Source organism: Streptomyces sp. NBC_01622 (assembly GCF_045209635.1).
GTDB lineage: Bacteria > Actinomycetota > Actinomycetes > Streptomycetales > Streptomycetaceae > Streptomyces.
Genome location: NZ_CP109293.1, coordinates 9,245,016 through 9,263,811, shown reverse-complemented (window position 1 = coordinate 9,263,811; position 18,796 = coordinate 9,245,016). Strand labels below are relative to the sequence as shown.

19 protein-coding genes are annotated in these 18,796 nt (G+C 71.6%); 8 read left to right on the top strand and 11 right to left on the bottom strand.

All coding sequences use genetic code 11. The annotated features are described in order from the left end of the window. Nucleotides 1-21 precede the first annotated feature (21 nt). A complete protein-coding gene (locus OH768_RS43000; protein WP_406461967.1) occupies nucleotides 22-1,599 on the top strand; it encodes a hypothetical protein in 1,578 nt (525 codons plus the stop codon). Nucleotides 1,600-1,665: 66 nt separating this feature from the next. Here the strand turns inward: OH768_RS43000 and OH768_RS42995 are convergent, their stop codons facing one another. After that, nucleotides 1,666-3,168: a PLP-dependent aminotransferase family protein gene (locus OH768_RS42995; protein WP_406461965.1), complete on the bottom strand. Its 1,503-nt coding sequence runs from the start codon at nucleotides 3,166-3,168 to the stop codon at nucleotides 1,666-1,668. A 64-nt stretch (nucleotides 3,169-3,232) separates the two neighbouring features. On the opposite strand from OH768_RS42995, the gene OH768_RS42990 reads away from it, so the two are divergent. The 4 genes from OH768_RS42990 (at nucleotide 3,233) to OH768_RS42975 (ending at nucleotide 6,713) form a co-directional block, all read left to right on the top strand. Then, a complete protein-coding gene (locus OH768_RS42990; protein WP_406461964.1) occupies nucleotides 3,233-3,922 on the top strand; it encodes a YitT family protein in 690 nt (229 codons plus the stop codon). Then, a complete protein-coding gene (locus OH768_RS42985; protein WP_406461962.1) occupies nucleotides 3,919-4,686 on the top strand; it encodes a glycerophosphodiester phosphodiesterase in 768 nt (255 codons plus the stop codon). Before OH768_RS42990 ends, OH768_RS42985 begins: the two co-directional genes overlap by 4 nt. Nucleotides 4,687-4,724: 38 nt before the next feature. Then, nucleotides 4,725-6,083 (top strand): MFS transporter, encoded by a 1,359-nt coding sequence (locus OH768_RS42980; RefSeq protein ID WP_406461961.1) that lies wholly within the window; start codon nucleotides 4,725-4,727, stop codon nucleotides 6,081-6,083. Nucleotides 6,084-6,338: 255 nt separating this feature from the next. Then, nucleotides 6,339-6,713: an RNA polymerase-binding protein RbpA gene (locus OH768_RS42975; RefSeq protein WP_003977404.1), complete on the top strand. Its 375-nt coding sequence runs from the start codon at nucleotides 6,339-6,341 to the stop codon at nucleotides 6,711-6,713. Between the two features lie 106 nt (nucleotides 6,714-6,819). On the opposite strand, the gene fxsA is transcribed toward OH768_RS42975, so the two are convergent. The 4 genes from fxsA to OH768_RS42955 form a co-directional block, all read right to left on the bottom strand. Continuing rightward, the gene (gene fxsA / locus OH768_RS42970; protein WP_406461959.1) at nucleotides 6,820-7,377 is read right to left on the bottom strand and encodes an FxsA family membrane protein; all 558 of its coding nucleotides are present in this window, start codon (nucleotides 7,375-7,377) and stop codon (nucleotides 6,820-6,822) included. A gap of 72 nt (nucleotides 7,378-7,449) precedes the next feature. After that, nucleotides 7,450-8,262 carry a polyprenol monophosphomannose synthase gene (locus OH768_RS42965; RefSeq protein WP_406461957.1) on the bottom strand — a complete coding sequence of 271 codons (813 nt, stop codon included), beginning with the start codon at nucleotides 8,260-8,262 and terminating at the stop codon, nucleotides 7,450-7,452. A 534-nt stretch (nucleotides 8,263-8,796) separates the two neighbouring features. After that, on the bottom strand, nucleotides 8,797-10,398 hold the full coding sequence (locus OH768_RS42960) for an amidohydrolase (RefSeq protein WP_406461955.1): 1,602 nt from the start codon (nucleotides 10,396-10,398) through the stop codon (nucleotides 8,797-8,799). A gap of 47 nt (nucleotides 10,399-10,445) precedes the next feature. Then, nucleotides 10,446-10,886 carry an Lrp/AsnC family transcriptional regulator gene (locus OH768_RS42955; RefSeq protein ID WP_019066462.1) on the bottom strand — a complete coding sequence of 147 codons (441 nt, stop codon included), beginning with the start codon at nucleotides 10,884-10,886 and terminating at the stop codon, nucleotides 10,446-10,448. Between the two features lie 269 nt (nucleotides 10,887-11,155). Here OH768_RS42955 and OH768_RS42950 point away from each other — a divergent pair, with 269 nt between their 5' ends. Then, the gene (locus OH768_RS42950) at nucleotides 11,156-11,590 is read left to right on the top strand and encodes a hypothetical protein (protein WP_406461953.1); all 435 of its coding nucleotides are present in this window, start codon (nucleotides 11,156-11,158) and stop codon (nucleotides 11,588-11,590) included. Between the two features lie 10 nt (nucleotides 11,591-11,600). On the opposite strand, the gene OH768_RS42945 is transcribed toward OH768_RS42950, so the two are convergent. Together OH768_RS42945 and OH768_RS42940 are read right to left on the bottom strand one after the other, a co-directional pair. Further along, nucleotides 11,601-12,695, bottom strand: a complete 1,095-nt coding sequence (locus tag OH768_RS42945) for a phosphotransferase family protein (protein WP_406461952.1) — start codon at nucleotides 12,693-12,695, stop codon at nucleotides 11,601-11,603. Between the two features lie 12 nt (nucleotides 12,696-12,707). After that, nucleotides 12,708-13,808, bottom strand: coding sequence for a hypothetical protein (locus tag OH768_RS42940; RefSeq protein WP_406461950.1), 1,101 nt, complete (start codon nucleotides 13,806-13,808; stop codon nucleotides 12,708-12,710). Between the two features lie 142 nt (nucleotides 13,809-13,950). Between OH768_RS42940 and OH768_RS42935 the strand changes: the two genes are divergently transcribed. Beyond that, a complete protein-coding gene (locus tag OH768_RS42935) occupies nucleotides 13,951-14,199 on the top strand; it encodes a hypothetical protein (protein WP_406461948.1) in 249 nt (82 codons plus the stop codon). Here OH768_RS42935 and OH768_RS42930 read toward each other — a convergent pair. The 4 genes from OH768_RS42930 to OH768_RS42915 form a co-directional block, all read right to left on the bottom strand. After that, a complete protein-coding gene (locus OH768_RS42930; RefSeq protein WP_406461946.1) occupies nucleotides 14,153-15,334 on the bottom strand; it encodes an acyl-CoA dehydrogenase family protein in 1,182 nt (393 codons plus the stop codon). The two genes, OH768_RS42935 and OH768_RS42930, sit on opposite strands and share 47 nt — an antisense overlap. A 229-nt stretch (nucleotides 15,335-15,563) precedes the next feature. Then, on the bottom strand, nucleotides 15,564-16,223 hold the full coding sequence (locus OH768_RS42925; RefSeq protein ID WP_388105493.1) for a TetR/AcrR family transcriptional regulator: 660 nt from the start codon (nucleotides 16,221-16,223) through the stop codon (nucleotides 15,564-15,566). 65 nt (nucleotides 16,224-16,288) lie between these two features. Continuing rightward, nucleotides 16,289-16,435 carry an SCO1431 family membrane protein gene (locus OH768_RS42920; RefSeq protein ID WP_200708868.1) on the bottom strand — a complete coding sequence of 49 codons (147 nt, stop codon included), beginning with the start codon at nucleotides 16,433-16,435 and terminating at the stop codon, nucleotides 16,289-16,291. A 101-nt stretch (nucleotides 16,436-16,536) separates the two neighbouring features. Continuing rightward, nucleotides 16,537-17,904, bottom strand: coding sequence for a peptidase C39 family protein (locus OH768_RS42915; RefSeq protein ID WP_406461943.1), 1,368 nt, complete (start codon nucleotides 17,902-17,904; stop codon nucleotides 16,537-16,539). A 229-nt stretch (nucleotides 17,905-18,133) separates the two neighbouring features. Here OH768_RS42915 and OH768_RS42910 point away from each other — a divergent pair, with 229 nt between their 5' ends. After that, nucleotides 18,134-18,754: a uridine kinase gene (locus OH768_RS42910; protein ID WP_406461941.1), complete on the top strand. Its 621-nt coding sequence runs from the start codon at nucleotides 18,134-18,136 to the stop codon at nucleotides 18,752-18,754. The last annotated feature ends 42 nt before the right edge of the window (nucleotides 18,755-18,796 follow it).

Genomic DNA, 18,796 nt, shown 5'->3' with positions numbered 1-18,796 from the left:
ACGCACCACCAGGAGACAGCAGTGGCCCGGCGCCCACTCCCCCGCATCCTGAGCAACGGCAGCGCACAGATCGCCCGGAGCCGGGAGCTGGCCCGGACGGCGGCCGACGGCGCCACCGACGTCCTCCATCCGCTGATCACGATCACTCGCGGTCTGCGCCGGCTGGCATCCGCCGGGCGGCGCAGATGGGCCGACACCCCCAAGGACAAGCGCGGGCCACTGCTGTTCCTGGTGGCCTCGGTGGTCCTGGTGGTGGCACTGGTGCCGTACGGCCCGCTGCTCGCCGTCATCGTCCTGATGGCGGCGGCAGCATGGCACGGCCGCGACCGCACCCCGCCGGCGCCCGAAGGGCCCGACGAGTCCCAGACCCAGCGCCTGCAGTCCCTCTACGAGGCGCTGGTGCCCTACTTCTCGGCCGCCGAGGACCCCTCACCCCTGTTCGCCCACGGCGGAGACTGGGAGACGGCCTTCCCCGCCTACGAGTTCGACGGCGCGGGCCGGATCACCCACCTGGTCGTCCGCTACCCGGCCTACTTCACCGACGGCGAGCCCGACTCCCGCGCGCGGATCGAGCAGCTGCTCACCGCTAAGTCCGGACGCGGCCGGGAGTACCAATTCGGATGGGACGAGGAGGGCAACCAGCTCACCATCGGCGTCCTCGCCCCCCTCCCCACCGACATCGCCGCCCAGCACTTCGTCACCGCCCCCGGCGAGACCGTCCTCGGCTTCACCGACCCGACCCACGTCCACCGCACGCTTCCGCTGACCCACGGCACGGAACAGCGTGACGTCCCGCCGGTCGTCTGGCGCACCGGCATCCGCTCCACCGAGCCGAACCTGCTGATCATGGGCCAGCCCGGCAGCGGCACCTCCACCCTGCTGCGCTCCATCGCCCTCCAGGCCCTCCAGTACGGCGATGTCCTGATCGTGGAGGGCGGCGGCACCGGCGAGTACGCGTGCCTCACCGGCCGGGACGGGGTCCTCGCCGTCGAGTGCGGGCTGACCGGCACCCTGGCCAGCCTGGAGTGGGCCTCTCAGGAGACGGAACGCCGGCTGATCGCGGCCAACCACGCCCGCCAGTCGGGCCACCCGGCGCCGGACGACACCAGGCGCCCCCTGTGGATCATCCTGGACCGCCCGAGCGCCTTCGCCCACCTGGCCGCGGCCGACGGCCGCCAGGACCCGCAGTCCCTGCTCCAGGTACCCCTGCGGCACGGCCGCGCGGCCCATGTGACGGTGGTGGTGGCCGACCAGTTCGACAGCGCGGACACCCTGAGCGACGCCGTACGACAGCACACACGCGCGCGTGTCGTCCTCGGCCCCGCCACCGCCACGCAGTTGGAGGCGGTCCTCGGCGCTCCCCCGCACACCACCCCGATCGCCCAGGTGCCGCCGGGCCGCGGCTACGCCCGCCTGGGCAACGGCCCGGTGCACCGGCTCCAGGTCCCGGCGACCCCGGACCCGTACGACGACGCGACGAGCGACGCGGACCGCCAGGCGGTGCTGGCCCTGCTCCCGCCGCGTACGACACCGGCGGACGCGGCGGAGACGGTGACGACGGAAGCGGTGGTGGAGGCCGCGGTGGCGGAGACTTCGTAGAGGCCGGTGTTCGGTGCGGGCGGCCGGGAGTCGCCCGCACCGAACCCGAGCCGATCCCGTCGCCAGTTACGCCACGAACGTCCGCGGCGACTCGCCACCGCTCCCGCCGACCCCGTTCTCCACCAGCCGGGCTGCCGCGGCCAGCCGGGCCGCCGCCTCCTCGGCCACCGCGCCGCCCACGGTGAACGGCAGCCGCACATATCCCTCGAAGGCACCGTCGACGCCGAAGCGCGGCCCGGACGGCACCCGTAGCCCCACGCGCTCCCCCATCTCGGCGAGCCGGGAACCCGACAGCCCACCCGTGCGCACCCAGAGCGTGAGCCCGCCCCTCGGCACCTCGAACTCCCAGCCGGGCAGCTCCCGCCGTACCGCCGCGACCAGCGCGTCGCGGTTCTCCCGGGCCTGAGCACGCCGGATGTCGACGGCCTGCTCCCAACCGCCCGTGCTGAACAGCCAGTTGACGGCGAGCTGTTCCAGTACCGGGGTGCCGAGGTCGGCGTAGGCGCGGGCGGCGACCAGGCTGCGGATGACATCGGGGGCCGCACGCACCCAACCGATGCGCATGCCGGCCCAGAAGGCCTTGCTGGCGGAGCCGACGGTGATGACGGTCGAACCGGCCGGGTCGAACCCGCAGACGGGCCTCGGCATCTCGACGTCGTCGTCAAGCCACAGCTCGGTCATCGTCTCGTCGGCGACGAGCACGGTGCCGGCCGAGCGGGCCGCGTCCACGAGTTGACGCCGCTGGTCGTCGTCGGCGAGGGCGCCGGTCGGGTTGTGGAAGTCGGCGACGACGTACGCGAGCCGGGGCGCCGCGTCCCGCAGGACCTGCCGCCAGCGGTCCATGTCCCAGCCGGTCAGCCCCTCGGCCATCGCCACGGGCACCAGCCGGGCGCCCGCCTCCCGCATCAGCTGGAGGATGTTGGCGTAGGAGGGCGACTCGACGGCGACGCGCTCGCCGCGCCCGGCGAAGAGATGGCAGATGGCGTCGATGGCGCCCATGGCGCCGGTCGTCACCATGATCTGCTCGGGCATGGTCGGGATCCCGCGCAGGGTGTACCGCTCGGCGATCATCGCGCGCAGCGCGGGCAGCCCGGCCGGGTAGTCGCCGTGCGTGTGGGCGTACGGCGGCAGTTCCTCCAGGGCGCCGTGCACGGCCCGGGTGAGCCACGGCTCGGGCGCGGGCAGGGCGGCGCAGCCGAGGTCGATCACCGAACCGAGGGCCTCCGGGGGCAACGGCTCCAACCCGCGCGCGGGGAGCGGATTTCCGGCCGGTACGGCGGTCCAGCTGCCGGCCCCGCGCCGGGACTCCAGGAATCCTTCGGCGCGCAGCGCCTCGTAGGCGGCGGCGACCGTGGTGCGGCTGACGGACAGCGCGAGGGCCAGCTCCCGCTCGGCGGGCAGCCGGGCGGCCACCGGGACTCGCCCCTCCAGCACGAGGAGGCGGATGCCGTCCGCGAGGGCCCGGTAGGCGGGCGGGCGGCGGGTGCCGGGCCCGGCCGGGCGGTCCTGCTGGGAGTTGAGCAGCCGGGCCAGCTGCGCGGCGCCCATCGCCGAGGTCCACTGCGCCATGGAAACCAGTCCACCTTCCCGGAATTGGCCATGGATGACGTCTGTTCTCAAGCCACAGAGTGTCATGAGTCAGGCCACTACCACCACCAGGGGGCACCCCTTGTCCACGCGGAACCGTCTCGGCCGACGGTTGGTCCAGCTCTACGTCGGACTCGCGCTGTACGGCGCCAGCTCGGCGCTCCTCGTGGTCTCCGGCCTGGGCCTGGAGCCCTGGAACGTGCTGCACCAGGGCCTCGCCGAGCTGACCGGCCTGACGATCGGTGTCGTCTCGATCATCGTGGGCGCGGCGGTGCTGCTCCTGTGGATCCCGCTGCGCCAGCGCCCCGGCCTCGGCACCGTCTCCAACGTGTTCGTAGTCGGGCTTGCCATGGACGGCACCCTCGCGCTGGTGCCGGACGCACACGGCCTGGCCGTACGGATTCCGCTGCTGCTGGCCGGCATCCTGCTCAACGGGGTCGCCACCGGGCTCTACATCTCCGCGAGTTTCGGACCGGGCCCGCGCGACGGGCTGATGACCGGGCTGCACAAGCTCACCGGCCGCTCCATCCGCCTGATCCGCACGGGCATCGAGGTCGCCGTCGTGGCCACCGGCTTCGCGCTGGGCGGCACGGTGGGCATCGGCACTCTGTTCTACGCCCTGGCGATCGGCCCGCTCGCCCAGCTCTTCCTTCGCGTCTTCGCCGCCCCCTCGGCATCCGGCGGCAGCACGGTCGTAGCCACCGGGTCACCGGAACGGGCGATACTGCCCGGGTGACCACGCTCATACGTCATCCGTACCTCGACCATCCGGGCCCCATCCCCTTCGCCCACCGGGGCGGCGCGGCAGACGGCCTGGAGAACACGGTGTTCCAGTTCCGGCGCGCGGTCGAGCTGGGCTACCGGTACATCGAGACCGACGTGCACGCCACCGCGGACGGGAAGCTCGTCGCCTTCCACGACGAGACCCTGGACCGGGTGACCGACGGCGCGGGCCGGATCGCGGACCTCTTCTGGTCCGACGTGAGCCACGCGCGCGTGGCGGGCAGGGAACCGGTGCCCCTCTTCGAGGAGTTGCTGGAGACCTTCCCCGAGGTGCGCTGGAACGTCGACATCAAGGCGGAGCCGGCGCTCCACCCTCTCCTGGACCTGCTGGAGCGCACCGACTCCTGGAACCGCGTCTGCGTCGGCTCCTTCTCCGAGAAGCGCGTGGTCCGCGCCCAGCACCTGGCCGGGCCGCGCCTGGCCACGTCGTTCGGCACGCGCGGGGTGCTGAATCTGCGGCTGCGCTCCTGGGGCGCGCCCCTCCCGGTCCGCCGTTCGGCGATCGCCGCACAGGTGCCCGAGGAGCAGTCGGGCGTCCCAGTCGTTGACCGGCGCTTCGTAAACGCTGCCCACGCTCGCGGGGTGCAGGTCCACGTGTGGACCATCAACGAGGCCGATCGCATGCACCGGCTCCTTGACCTGGGAGTCGATGGCATCATGACCGATCACATCGACACACTGCGCGAGGTCATGGTGGAGCGGGGCGTCTGGGCCTGAGCCCCGGGGCCGACGCGTGCACGGGAAGCGAGGCATGGGTGGGTACCGACACCCTGCGGTCACCGGAGGCCGACGAGGCCGACGAGGCAGCCGAGCGGCGGCGCGAGCAGCGCGGCTGGTACTTCTACGACTGGGCCTGCTCCGTCTACTCGACGAGCGTGCTCACCGTGTTCCTGGGCCCCTATCTGACCTCGGTCGCCAAGTCGGCGGCCGACCCGGACGGCTTCGTGCACCCCCTGGGGATACCGGTCCGGGCGGGCTCCTTCTTCGCCTACACCGTCTCCGCGTCCGTGATCGTGTCGATCCTCGTCATGCCCCTCGCGGGCGCGGCGGCCGACCGCACGGGCCGCAAGAAGCCGCTCCTGGCGCTCGCCGCCTATGTGGGCGCGACCGCCACCACGGGCCTGTTCTTCCTGGACGGCGACCGCTATCTGCTCGGCGGCTTCCTGCTGATCGTCGCCAACTCCTCCGTGGCCGTCTCGATGGTCCTGTACAACTCCTACCTTCCGCAGATCGCCCCGCCCGAGGAACGCGACGCGGTCTCCTCACGCGGCTGGGCCTTCGGCTACGCGGCCGGCTCCCTGGTCCTCGTCGCGAACCTGATCCTGTTCACCGCCCACGACTCCTTCGGCCTGTCCGAGTCGATGGCCGTCCGCATCTGTCTCGCCTCGGCCGGCATCTGGTGGGGCGCCTTCACCCTCGTACCGCTGAAACGGCTGCGCGAGCGCGGCCGTACGACGTCCGAGGCGCCCACGGCGCAGGGCTGGCGGCAGCTGGCGGCGACGGTCCGGGACATGCGCGGCAAACCGCTCACCCTGTCCTTCCTGTTCGCCTACCTGATCTACAACGACGGCATCCAGACGGTGATCTCCCAGGCGTCCGTGTACGGCTCCGAGGAGCTGGGGCTGAGTCAGTCGACGCTCATCACGGCCGTGCTGATGGTCCAGGTGCTGGCCGTGGCGGGTGCGCTCGGGATGGGGCGACTCGCCCAGACCTACGGGGCCAAGCGGACGATTCTCGGTTCGCTGGTGGCGTGGACGGTGACGCTGGCCGCCGGGTACTTCCTGCCCGCCGGCGCGCCCGTCTGGTTCTTCGTGCTGGCCGCCGGGATCGGCCTGGTCCTGGGCGGCAGCCAGGCGCTGTCCCGTTCTCTGTTCTCGCATCTGGTGCCGCCCGGCAAGGAAGCCGAGTACTTCTCGGCGTACGAGATGAGCGATCGGGGCATGAGCTGGCTGGGCCCACTTCTGTTCGGGGTGACGTACCAGCTGACCGGAAGTTACCGGGACGCGATCATCTCCCTGGTGGCCTTCTTCATCGTGGGGTTCGTGCTGCTCGCACGGGTTCCGGTGGCACAGGCGATCGGCGACGCGGGGAATCCTCTTCCCGAGAGGATTTAGCGCTGGAGGCGAAAGGGCGGTAGTGTACGCGTTTGGCCTGCCTGGCGTACCGTTACTGCGCGTCAAAGATGACGAATCGCTAGGTGACATCTGCTAGTAGATGTGACAAACCGGGCGCTGGTGGGTACAACAAGGGGCGGCTACGACGGCGACGCATGACCCCGTACGGGAATCTTTACCGCCGACCGGACGTTGACCGGATGACGACGACAGCGACACCTGTCCTGTGGGCGACAAGCCCGGGAGGCACGATTCATGAGTGAGCGAGCTCTTCGCGGCACGCGCCTCGTGGTGACCAGCTACGAGACGGACCGCGGTATCGACCTGGCACCACGCCAGGCCGTGGAGTACGCATGCGAGAAGGGACATCGCTTTGAGATGCCCTTCTCGGTCGAGGCGGAGATTCCGCCGGAGTGGGAGTGCAAGGTCTGCGGGGCCCAGGCACTCCTGGTCGACGGCGACGGCCCTGAGGAAAAGAAGGCCAAGCCCGCGCGTACCCACTGGGACATGCTGATGGAGCGGCGCACCCGCGAGGAACTCGAAGAGGTCCTCGAGGAGCGTCTTGCCGTTCTCCGCTCCGGCGCGATGAATATCGCGGTTCACCCGAGGGACAGCCGCAAGTCGGCCTAGTCCCGAAGGTGCGGAGCGGTTCTACCGCACACGCAAGTGGCACAAGCAAGTAAGCGCGGGCGCCGTACGAACATGTACGGCGCCCGCGCTTTTGCCTGCCCGGATGTCAGTGGGTGAGCGGCGGGCGCGGGCCCTGCGGGGTGTCACCGCCGGGCTCGTCCCGGATGACCTCGCCCTGGACGACCTTGCCGTCCGGGCGGTGGATGCGGGCCTGCTGGAAGGCGTCCCCGAGGGTGCCGGGAGCGGCCTTGCGCAGCTTCCGCTCGACCGTGCGCTCCGCGTAGCGCCCCAGGGCCTGCTGGACCGGCGGGATCAGCAGGAGCAGCCCTGCCGCGTCCGAGATCAGCCCCGGGATCATCAGCAGCAGCCCGCCCAGCATCATCAGGCCGCTGCCACCGCCGCTGGCCGGCGCGGTGCCCTGCTGCACGGCCTGGCTCAGGTTCTGGAAGGCCCGCCGGCCCGCCCGCTTGATCACCACCGCGCCGAGCACGAACCCGGCGAGCAGCAGCAGGAAGACCGTAAGACCGCTCGACGCGCCCGCCACCACGGTCAGCAGCCAGATCTCCAGCACCAGCCACGCGGCGATGCCCAGCGGCAGGAACGTACGCAGCCGGGAACGCGGGGGCCGGGCGGCGGAGGAAGGGGTGGATGCGCCAGTCGTCATACGTCCAGTGTGCCTGGGCCCGGCTCAGTGCGGGATAAGGGGACGATCAACGAGGCCTGTGGGGTTGTGGGGCTACGGCTGTGAGGGCTTTCTTCCGGAGTTGCCCCGGCCGCGGAGCTTGCCGACCCGCTCCCCCACGCCCCAGGTGGTGACCCGCCACAGGGCCTCCACGAGGATGTCGCGGCTCATCTTGGAGTCGCCGTGTTCGCGCTCCACGAAGGTGATGGGGACCTCGACGACGTGGTAGCCGCCCTTGACGGCGCGGCGGGCCAGGTCGACCTGGAAGCAGTAGCCCTGGGAGGCCACGTCGTCCAGGCCGAGGCCTTCGAGGGTCTCGCGGCGGAAGGCTCGGTAGCCGCCGGTGATGTCGCGCAGCGGCAGGTCGAGCGCCACGCGCGAGTAGAGGCTGCCGCCCCGGGAGATGAACTCGCGGGACTTCGGCCAGTTCACCACCCGGCCGCCGGGCACCCAGCGGGAGCCGAGCACCAGGTCCGCGCCCTTGAGGGCGGTGAGCAGCCGGGGCAGCTCCTCGGGCCGGTGGGAGCCGTCGGCGTCCATCTCCACGAGGACGCCGTAGCCGTTGTCGATGCCCCAGCGGAAGCCCGCGAGATAGGCGGCGCCGAGGCCCTCCTTGCCCTTGCGGTGCAGCACCTGGACCTGTTCGTCCTCGGCCGCCAGCTCGTCGGCCAGCTTGCCCGTGCCGTCGGGGCTGTTGTCGTCGGCCACGAGGACATGAGCCTCGGGGACCGACTGCCGCACCCGCCCGACGATGGCCTTGATGTTCTCCGCCTCGTTGTAGGTCGGAATGATCACCAAGGCCGTGCCGAGCGGGCCGAACTTCCGCCCCTGGGCCTGTGCCGCGAGGGCTCCGTCGCCGTCGTTCACTGCTGCCCCTTCATGTCCGTACGCAGGCGTCCACCATAGTGGCCGCCGCATGGGATGACGTGCCACGTCGTTCGTACTGCGGTGCCGATTCGACAAGAAGGGGGTAAGAGTGTGCCTTTTGGGCACTGGTGCGCTGCGGATGGGGGCCCGGCGCCCTTCGGGCCGACCAGGGACCCGCCGGCTGCGGGTCGACCAAAGCCGTTGTCTACTGGACGTCCGGGCCCCACCCGGGTCACACCAGCCGACCGGCCGGAACGTTCCCTCGCCGTGGCGCGGGCGCTGAGCCTGGCTCCCAGTGGCGGTGCCCCGGTGCGGCACACCGTCCCTGACCCAGCGGCGCTTCGGCGATTGTTCGGAGGTTCCCCGGTCGGGCGTCCGGTGGTGGACTCGGACGAACCTACCGGCCCCCTGCTCCCGCCTGTCAACAGCCGTCCGATCTGCGCTTTCTCCATCAACTGGCTGGTCAGGGCAGAGGATGCGCAGGTCGCGCGACGCGGCGGCGGGCGCGGATCGGGGGCGCGCCACCCCGGGAGATCACTCGCCCGGCCGTACGAACACCGTCCGCCCGCCCACGACGGTGCGCAGACAGACCGGAAGGCCGCCGCCCGGTGTCAGGTCGGGCAGTCCGGGTGTGCCGGAGCGCGGGTCGGTCGACCAGCGCGCGACCCGGTCGTCGGGCGCCTGCACGACCAGGGCGTCGGTCCGCCAGACGGCGTAGTCGGCGGGCGCGCCCGGGACCAGAACACCCGCGTCGTCCCGTCCTACGGCCCGCCAGCCACCCCGCGTATGCGCGGTGAACGCGGCCCGCGCGGAGACCCGATGTTCAGCCGTTCGGTGGAACGCGGCGGCGCGGACCGTGCCCCACGGGTCGACCGGGGTGACCGGGCTGTCGGAGCCGAAGGCGAGCGGGACACCGGCCCGGAGCAGGGCCGCGAAGGGGTTCAGGGCACACGCCCGCTCTACACCCAGACGCTGCGCGTACATACCCTCCTCGCCGCCCCACAGCGCGTCGAAGGCGGGCTGCACGGAGGCGGTCAGGCCCAGTTCGGCGAAGGCCGCGATGGTCTCCGGGGTGAGCATCTCGGCGTGTTCGACGCGGTGCCGGGCGGCACGGACGCGGGCCAGGCCGACCTTCTCCGAGGCCGCGCGGACGCCCTCGACCACGGCGGTCACGGCGGCGTCCCCGATGGCGTGGAAGCCCGCCTGGAGGCCCGCCTCGGTGCAGGCGACGACATGGGCGGCGACGGCGTCCGCGTCGAGATAGGCGATCCCGGTGTGCCCGGCATCGGCGTACGGCTGATGCAGACACGCGGTGTGCGAGCCGAGCGCCCCGTCCACGAAGAGGTCCCCGGCCGCTCCTGCGGCGCCCAGTTCCCGCGCCTTCGCCACGTCCTGCTCGGCCCAGTAGCCGACGACCCGCGGCCCGGGCTCCTCGGCGGCGAGCCGCAGCAGGCCCGTGAAGTCGTCCTCGGAGGAGATGTCGGGGCCGGCGCACTCGTGGACCGAGCCGACGCCCAGGGAGGCCGCGTGGGCGAGCGCGGTGCGCTGGGCCCCGACGCGCTGCTCCGGCGTGATGGCGGCGAGCGCGGTGGCGCGGAGGGTGTGGTGGGCGTCGGCGGTGAGGGGGCCGTCCGGCGCCTCGAAGCCGGGGACGAGGTCGAGCAGGGCCGTGGTGACGACCGCGGAGTGGACGTCGATGCGGGAGAGGTAGAGCGGACGTCCGCCGGTCGCCGTGTCGAGTTCGGCGCGGGTCGGCGGGCGGCCTCCCGGCCAGCGGGCGGCGTCCCAGCCGTGGCCGAGCAGGACGCGGTCGGCCGGGCGGGCGGCGGCGAAGTCCCGGACGAGGGACAGGGCCGACTCCAGGGAGGGCGCGTCGGACAGGTCGAGGCCGGTGAGCGCGAGGCCGGTGGCTGTGGTGTGCACATGTGCGTCGGTGAACGCCGGGGTGACCAGCGCGCCGTCCAGGTCGACCACCTCGTCGACCCCGTCCGCGAACGCGTCGGCGGCCCCCTCTGAGCCGACCCAGGCGACCTGGCCGCGCTCCACGACCATCGCGGTCGCGAAGGGGTCGGCGGGGCTGTGGACCTCGCCGCGGCGGAGCAGGACGGTGGCCGGTTCGGGGGTGCGCTCACTCATGGGGAACAGTCTCGCGCCTCACCGGCGCGGCCCCGCACGCAGGTCGGTCAGATGCGCGGCGGGCGGGCCTCGTAGGGCGTCGACAGCACCACCGTGGTGCGGGTCGAGACGCCGGCCAGGCCGCGCAGCCGGGCGAGCAGTTCCTCCAGTTCGTGCGGGGTGGAGACCCGCACCTTGAGGATGTAGTTCTCCTCGCCCGCGACGCTGTGGCAGGCCTCGATCTCGGGGACGCCGGAGAGGCGGTCCGCGATGTCGTCGGGGGCGCTGGGGTCGAACGGTTTCACCGAGATGAAGGCGGTCATGGGCAGGCCCACCGCCTCCGGGTCGACGACCGCGGCATACCCGCGGATGACGCCACGCTGCTCCAGCCTGCGCACCCGCTGATGCACGGCCGACGTGGACAGGCCCGTGGCCTTGCCCAGGTCTGTGTAGCTCATCCGCCCGTCCTTGACGAGCAGCTGCACGATTTGTCGGTCCAGCTCCTCCATGGCGCAAGAACTTACATGGCGGCTGATCTCCTCCGATACCTCAGCGGCGCAGGTCATACCCGGTTCGTGATGTGACGGAGTGCAGCCCGTGAGTCGGCCGGGGACAAATCCGCCGCCCCGGGCATCTGCGGGCGGCATGTGACGAACGCCACAGGCCCCGAGCGGTCTCCGTGATGTTCTCGTGATTACCGCGGAGACGGGACGGGAAGTGCTTGCTGTGGTCGAGGCCGCAGCGCCTTCACGGCCCAGCCCAGTAGGGGGAGAAACCCATGCAGAGTCTTAAGCGCCCTGGACGCACCGCGCCCAGGCGGCCGCAGCTCGTCGTCGAGTCCGAGCCGGAGGGCGTCGAACCCGACGGTTTCGAGGCCGACGAGCTCGACGAGTACGACACCTTCGAGATGTACCGGGTGATCTGCCCGGACTGCGTGCAGCCCATCGCGCTCCTCGCGGACGAGGCGGTCCTGCCGGAGCACGCGCTGTGCGCCTCGCCGTGGAACCCGTTCGGGCTGACGGTCTGCGCCGGTACGGGCCGTGAGGCGGCCGACGCCCGGTCCGCCGACGAGTCCGCGGAACCCCAGGAGCAGGACACCGCGCTGCTGTTGACGCTCCCTCAGGGGCTCGACTGGCGGACGCAGCCGTTCTCGCACGTCGGTGGCCCCAGCTCGCGCCCGATGCGGGTGCCCGACATGCGCCGCGCCGCCTGAGCGCTCTCGCTCAGTCCCAGTAGCTGCCCTGCACCATGGCCCGCAGACTGCCGTGGTGCAGGACCAGTGTGTCCGGGTCCGCCGGGACGGCCGTCTCCCCGAAGTGCACCTGCCGGTAGGCGACGCGCAGCATCACGATCGCGTGCCGCAGGGCGGCGTACAGGGTGTAGAAGTCCATGTCGCGCGGGGTGTGGCCGGTGAGTTCGGTGTACCGGGCCTCCACCCGGTCCCGGCGGAGGAACTCCGGCAGGCCCGCCTGGCCGAAGGCGGCCGTGAGGTCCTGGAAGAAGCGGTGCAGATAGACGGTCCAGCCGAGGTCCACCTCGCGGGGGGCCGGGGCCGCCATCTCCCAGTCGAGGACGGCGACGGGGTCGAAGCCGTCGTAGACGACGTTCCCGATGCGCGCGTCGCCCCAGTTGAGGACCGTCTCGCCGGGGTCGGCCGGCCAGAGTTCCGTCAGCCGGTCGAAGGCGCTCTCGATGAGCGGTGAGCGGGCGAGCCCGTCAACGACCCATTCGTAGTAGGCGCGTTGGGACGCGACGTGGCGGCTGAGCGCGTCGCCCTCGCCGGGGAGGGCGAGGAACTCGGCCTCGGCCAAAGGAACTTGGTCGTGCAGGCGGGCGATCACTCCGATCGAGGCGGCTTCCAGACGCTCTCGCTCCGCGTCGGTCGCCGCGTGCAGCCAATTGCCCTCGTACGTATAGGGCATGACGTCCGGCGGCACACGACCCTCCACCCGTTCCATCACGAAGAACGGGGCGCCGAGCGGGCCCGGGTCCTCCTCCAGCCAGCGGACTTCCGGGACCGGGAGGTCCGTGCGGTCGGCGACCAGGCGCATGGTGCGGAACTGGCGCGGCAGGTCGTAGACCGGGAAGACGGTGTACGCCGCCGGGTCGGCCGCGAGCCTCAACGCACAGGCGCGCAAGGGTGGTTCGGGATGTTCGATGTCGAAGAGCAGGGTCTCGCTGGACATGCCGTTCGACGCGGGGACCGTGATGTCGACGGCCTTGGCGCCGGGCAGGCGGGTGTCGAGCCAGGCGGTGAGGCGGTGGGCGAGTTCCTCGGGGTCGCGGGTGGTCGTGCGGGGGCGGGGTGCCGTGGCCATGTGTCAACTCCCCTACGGGGCAACCGAGTCGAAGCCGGTGAAGCCGCTCGGGTCGTGGCGGCCGAAGGAGCCGTGCTCGAAGATGCCGTGGCCCACCTGGCCGTCCAAGCGGAAGCGGGCCGCATGGTCGGTGACACCGTAGGCGGCGAGCGGAGCCGGTTGGGTGAGGTCGTAGGTGCGGGCGTCGGTCCAGTCCCGGCCTCGCCAGGTGCCGTGCTGCCAGTCGTCGGCGGGTGGGTAGCCGGCGCCGATGGCCAGCGGTGAGGAGGTCAGGATCTCGACCTCGAGTTCCTGCGGTTTGCGGGCGTCCCCGAGGTGGACGAGGGCGCGCTCGGGCCGGCGGGTGCCGGAACGGTAGGTGATCTCGGCCTGGGGCCAGCCGAGTTGGCGGTCCCGGTGGCCGGGGCGGACGACGGTCGCCTCGTTCAGGGTGCGGTGGCCGTCGGCGTCCTCCTGGACGATCACCATGAGGAAGCGGTCCTCGAAGCGGACCGGGCACCAGATCCAGTGGAAGCCCTCGGTCGGATGGTCCGCGGCGAGCCGGCCGCCCTCCTCGCCGGGGATGGGCCGCACACCCCAACTGCGGTCACGGGTACCGGTCCAGCCGTCGGCCGAGACCCGGAACTCCTCGTCACCGGCGCGGATCACGCCCTCCACACCACCCGCCTGGACGAAGCGGCGCCCTTCGAGGGTGAGCCGGTCGCCGCGGTACTGGACGTGGTGGGGTTCCCAGAGCGCGGGGAACTCGGCGGTCCAAGTGAGTTCGCACGAAAGGGAGTTGTCCTCGCAGCGCAGGCGCAGTCGGCGCAGTGGTTCCTCGACCTCGATGCACAGCGGGCCGACCGCGAGGTGCATGCGGTCGTCGCCGAGGGCGTCCGAGGCGCGGACGGCGTGCAGGGTGTCGCCGGTGCGGAGGGTCGCGTAGGCGTCGATCACGCCGACGTTGGGGTAGACGCCGAGGCCGAGGATGAGGAGGGCGCGGCCCTCGTGGTCGAGGACGTGGAAGATGCAGCGGTCGTAGGCGTTGCGGTCGCCGGTCGCGACGTGCTTCATCGACAGGGGGACCTGGTGCACGGGGTACTCGTCGAGGGGCACGGGACGGTCGTCTGCCACGGCTAACCTCCCCTGGGGACAGTGGAGGTGACGGTACGTCAGGTGGCGTGCGGTAGCCAGGGGGCGGGAGCCGTACGCCGGTGAACTCACGCTCGATTTCCCGCACCGGTGACCTGTCGGCGGGCTCTTGCGTTGCCCTGGTATGACCCCCACATATGCGCCGACCGGGCGTCAGCGCCGTATCTACGTCCCCGCACCCGCAGAATCGGTTCCGCTGGCGCCGCCGCAGCCCCAGGACCCGCCCATCTACCGTGATCTCATGCGGACTTGGGCCGACCGGGGCCGCACCCTGCCGGGGCGGCACGACCCGGAGTGGGTGCGGCTGGCGGCGCCGCCGGCCGGGCTCAGCCAGTTCGGTGGGCCTCGGGACCCGCTAGGTGGCGGGCGATGACCATGCGCTGGATCTGGTTGGTGCCCTCGACGATCTGCAGGACCTTGGCCTCGCGCATGTAGCGCTCGACCGGGAAGTCCGCGGTGTAGCCGTATCCGCCGAGCACCTGGACGGCGTCGATGGTGGCCTTCATCGCGGTGTCGGTGCAGTGCAGCTTGGCCATGGCGGCCTGTTTGGCGAACGGCCGGCCCGCGTCGCGCAGCCGGGCCGCCGCGAGGTAGAGCGCCCGGCCCGCCTCGATCTGGGTGGCCATGTCGGCGAGCATGAAGCGCAGCCCCTGGAAGTCGGAGATCGGCCGCCCGAACTGCTGCCGTCCGGTCGCGTACGCCACCGCCTCGTCCAGCGCTGCCTGCGCCAGGCCGATCGCGCAGGCCGCGATGCCGAGCCGTCCGGAGTCCAGCGCGGACAGGGCGATCGCGAAGCCCTGGCCCTCCTCGCCGAGGCGCCGCTCGTCGGAGACCCGGACGCCGTCGAAGTGGACCTGGGCGGTGGGCGAGCCCTTCATGCCCATCTTCTTCTCCGGCACCGCGCCGCTCAGGCCGGGCGCGTCACCGGGCACCAGGAAGGCGCTGATCCCGCGCGGGCCGTCCTCTCCGGTGCGGGCCATGACCGTGTAGAAGTCGGCGATACCGCCGTGCGTGATCCAGGCCTTGGTGCCGTCGATCACCCAGTCCTCGCCGTCCCGTACCGCCTTCGTGCGCAGGGAGGCCGCGTCGGAGCCGGAGGACGGCTCGGAGAGGCAGTAGGCGCCCAGCAGCCCGCCGCCGAGCATCGCGGGCAGGTACTCGACCTGCTGCTGCTTGGTGCCGTAGTTGGCCAGCGCGTGGCAGGACAGGGAGTGGACGCTGACGCCGAGGCCGACGGTGAGGCGGGCCGCCGCGAGTTCTTCGAGTACCTGGAGGTAGACCTCGTACGGCTGGTCGCCGCCGCCGTACTCGGAGTCGTAGGGCAGGCCGAGCAGTCCGGACTCGGAGAGCAGGGTGAAGACCTCGCGCGGGAAGTGTCCGGCGTCCTCTTCCTCGGCCGCTCTCGGGGCGATCTCACGCTGCGCGATGTCGCGGACCAGCGAGATCAGATCCCGGGCCTCGTCCGTGGGCAGTTGCCGGTCCACCGGCTGCGGGGCGCGGTCGGGCATGGCGACGCTCTCCTCCCTGTCGGGACATCGGCGGGCGCGCGCCTGGGGTCGAGGCGACTCCGCCGGATATCGCACGGGTACGGCCGCTGCTCCCGCTCCCGGGTCTCGGAAGCGGCTGACCAGCGGCTCTGCGCTGTGAGTATGCCCGATCGGAGGTCTGTCGTCACCAGTTAACGACCGCTTACTTCGAGAATAACCCGGTCGTCCGGAACTGGTCGGGAGCGCCTGTTCAGCCGTCCCTGCGGGCCGGGGCCGGCGCCGGATACGTCGGGTCCAGTTCCTCGATGGCGCGCAGGGTGCCACCCAGGGTCTTCACGAGGAGTTCGCGCATCGTCTCGCGGGACAGGTCGGGGCCGCTGATCCACTCCAGGGTCGCGCCCTCGACGCTGCACACCCAGCCGAACAGGCCCATGCGCGCGAGGCGGGAGATGTCGCTGCGGCCGTAGGCCCCGGCGGCGATGGTCTCGACGATGGCGGCGCGCACTCCGTCACGGATGGCGTGCACCTCGGTGTCGAAGCCGACGCCGCCGCTGACGATGGTGCGGTAGGCGGCCTGGTTGTGCTCGGCCCAGCGGAGATAGCTGTCCATCGTGCGTTGTACGCGGTCCAGTTGGGGCAGTTCGTAGCCGCTCGCCGCGAAGGTGACCAGGTCGGCGACGGAGTCGTTGATGATCGCCAGGTAGTAGCCGCGCTTGGACTGGAAGTAGTAGTAGATCAGCCCTTTGGCGACATGGGCCTGCCGCGCGATGTCGTCCATGGACAGCGCGTCGTAGGACGTGTCGGCGAACAACTTCCGGCCAATGGCGATGAGTTCGGCGCGGCGCGCCAGGGAACGCTCGGTACCGCGCGCCCGGGGACGTACGACGTCACGCTGCTGACTGATTTCCAATTTCGACTCTGGCTCTCCAACTGGGCTTGGTCAACCGCAGTATGGCAGGTCAAGCATGCGCCAGGTCACAGCAGGCCGATTTGAGTCACGAGCATCGCGATCACCACGACGAGGGTCCAGCCCATGACGTGTTCGACGATCTTCGGGCCGTCGCCCTTGGGGCCGCCGGTGCGGGTGCGGGCGCGCGCGGCGCCGGCCGAGTGTGCGGTCATGGTGGCTCACAGAGGTCGGATGTGCGGTGGACTCCCCCGTTCTGTCCACCTTGCCATCCATATCGCCTTCCGTGCCGGAGACCTTGGTCACAGCGGCACGGTCAGCGCACGCCCACCGCCGCGAGTGCGGTGCGCTGGCGGGCGGTCGGCTGCGCCGGGAAGTAGAGGTAACAGACGCCGCCGGTACCGGAGGAGAGCTTGCCGGAGGCGTTGTACCGCTTGGTGCGCAGCCAGATGTTCTCGAACTCACGGCGCTTGTAGACGCGCCGGACGGCCGGATCGCTGGGCGAGTTGGGGTCGTTGGCGATCACGTCGCCGGTGGCGGTGAAGCCGATCACGGTCATCAGATGGCCGGCGGTGCCGTACCCCGCGCCGGTCAGCTCGCTGCTGAGGAACGACTGTGACGTTATGGCCGGGATGCCCGCCGCGATCAGTGTCTCCAGGTCGGTGAGCGAGCCGAGCCGGGTGACCACGCCCTGGAGGTCCTGGTACGTCGCCGCGTAGGCGGCGTTGAACGGCCAGTTGCCGCAGCCCTGGTACTGGTAGTCGTAGGTGAAGCGGGCCGCGTTGTCGACCTGCGGGTCGGTGTAGCCCGGGTCGACCCAGGCCAGCTGCTCCGGGGTGAGCCGGCCGCCCCAGTACTCGATGATCATCTGCGAGGAGGTGGGGCTGCACCAGGCCTCGCCGCCGTTGTCGTACTCCGCGTACTGGCCGATGTGGATCTCCTGCGAGTAGCGCGGGACGATCAGCTCCCGGTCGAGTCCGGGCGTCGAGGCCGGGACGGTGAAGCGGTCCGGGACGTCCGAGCCCATCGCGCCGAGCCGCCGGACGGTGGGGGTGAGCTCGGTGCCGGGCTTGCGGTAGAGGGTCAGGCGCAGCCGGTACGACGCCAGGCGCAGGCCCGTGGTCGCGTCGTCGATCGCGAAGGTGTCCGTCCAGACGGCGGACCTGCCGTCCTTCTGGTTGTCGACGGAGGTCCGCTTGATGTCCTGGTCGTCGGCGGCCCAGCGGCCCATCACGTACCAGGGGGTGTCCGTGCCGTCGGAGTACGTCCCGCGCAGCTCGATCTGGATCCAGGTGCCGGCGGGGGTGTGCGCGTTCCAGGAGGCGATGGCCTCCGTCGCGGGGACGGAGAGCTTGTGGACGGGGGACGTCCAGGTCGCGTACTCCCAGCTCGCGGTCCTGCCGGTGTGCGGGTCCGTGTAGTCGACGCCGCCGAGGGCGGCCCCGATGACGAGACCGGGGCGGAGGCCCGGGACGGCCCGGGTGCCCTGGGCGGCACCGCGGCACCAGTCGTCGTAGGTGGTCCACGCGTGGTTGTCGACCGTGGGGGTCGGGCCGCGTTCGGAATCGGCGGCGTCGGTGACGGTCGTGGTGTCGGCGGCCGCGGGGCCCGTGCCGCTCACCACGGCGGCGCCGACCGCCGCGGCCAGGACGTTTCTGCGGGACGGATGTTCGGCTCTGCTCATATGCGGAAGACCCCCAGGCGTTCCGAGTCGGGACAGATCCACTGCACGGTCGTGCGCCAACTATGTACGTCGACGGCGCGCCCCTGCCAGCACCGCGAGCCATGTCACGCCCACCAATATTGGTCTCGACCACTGGCATCGACCACCGGCATGACCTGGGGCGCAGCCCGCCGCTCCGTAGAATGCCGGGGCGACCTGCGGCATCGGCCCACGACCCCCGGGACCCCTCATGCACGACCTCGCCCACCGGCTCAGCCGCCTGCCCCCGTCCTGCGGCCCGGTCCGGCTCGTCGGTGTCGACGGGCACGCGGGCTCCGGGAAGTCCACGTTCGCCGGGCGGCTGGCCGCGGCCCTGGGCGGTGCGCCCGTGCTGCACCTGGACGACCTCGCCACCCACGACGAGCTGTTCGGCTGGACCGACCGGCTGCTGAGCCAGGTGATCACACCACTCGGCCACGGCGGGACCGCCCACTACGCCCCCTACGACTGGCACACCCGACGCTTCGGAACACCCCGCACGCTGCCGACCGCGCCCGTGGTCCTGATCGAGGGTGTCGGCGCCGGACGCCGGGCGGTACGACCGTTTCTCGCGCGGCTGCTGTGGATGGAGCTGCCCCGGGAGGAGTCCTGGGCACGAGGGCGACTGCGGGACGGGAGTGAGCAACGGGACTTCTGGGACGGGTGGGTCGAGGCGGAACGCGAGCACTTCACCGAGGACCCTTCGCGACCGTACGCGGACTTCCTGGTACGGCAGTTGCTGAAGGGGTACGAGGTGCTGGCGGGGCCCTCCGGGACGATTGGACCGGACCACGAAATCACCCACGGTGACGAACCGCCCGCAGTGTGCTGAACTTGTGAAGAGCGTCATGCGCGAACTTGCTTGAGTGCCTCA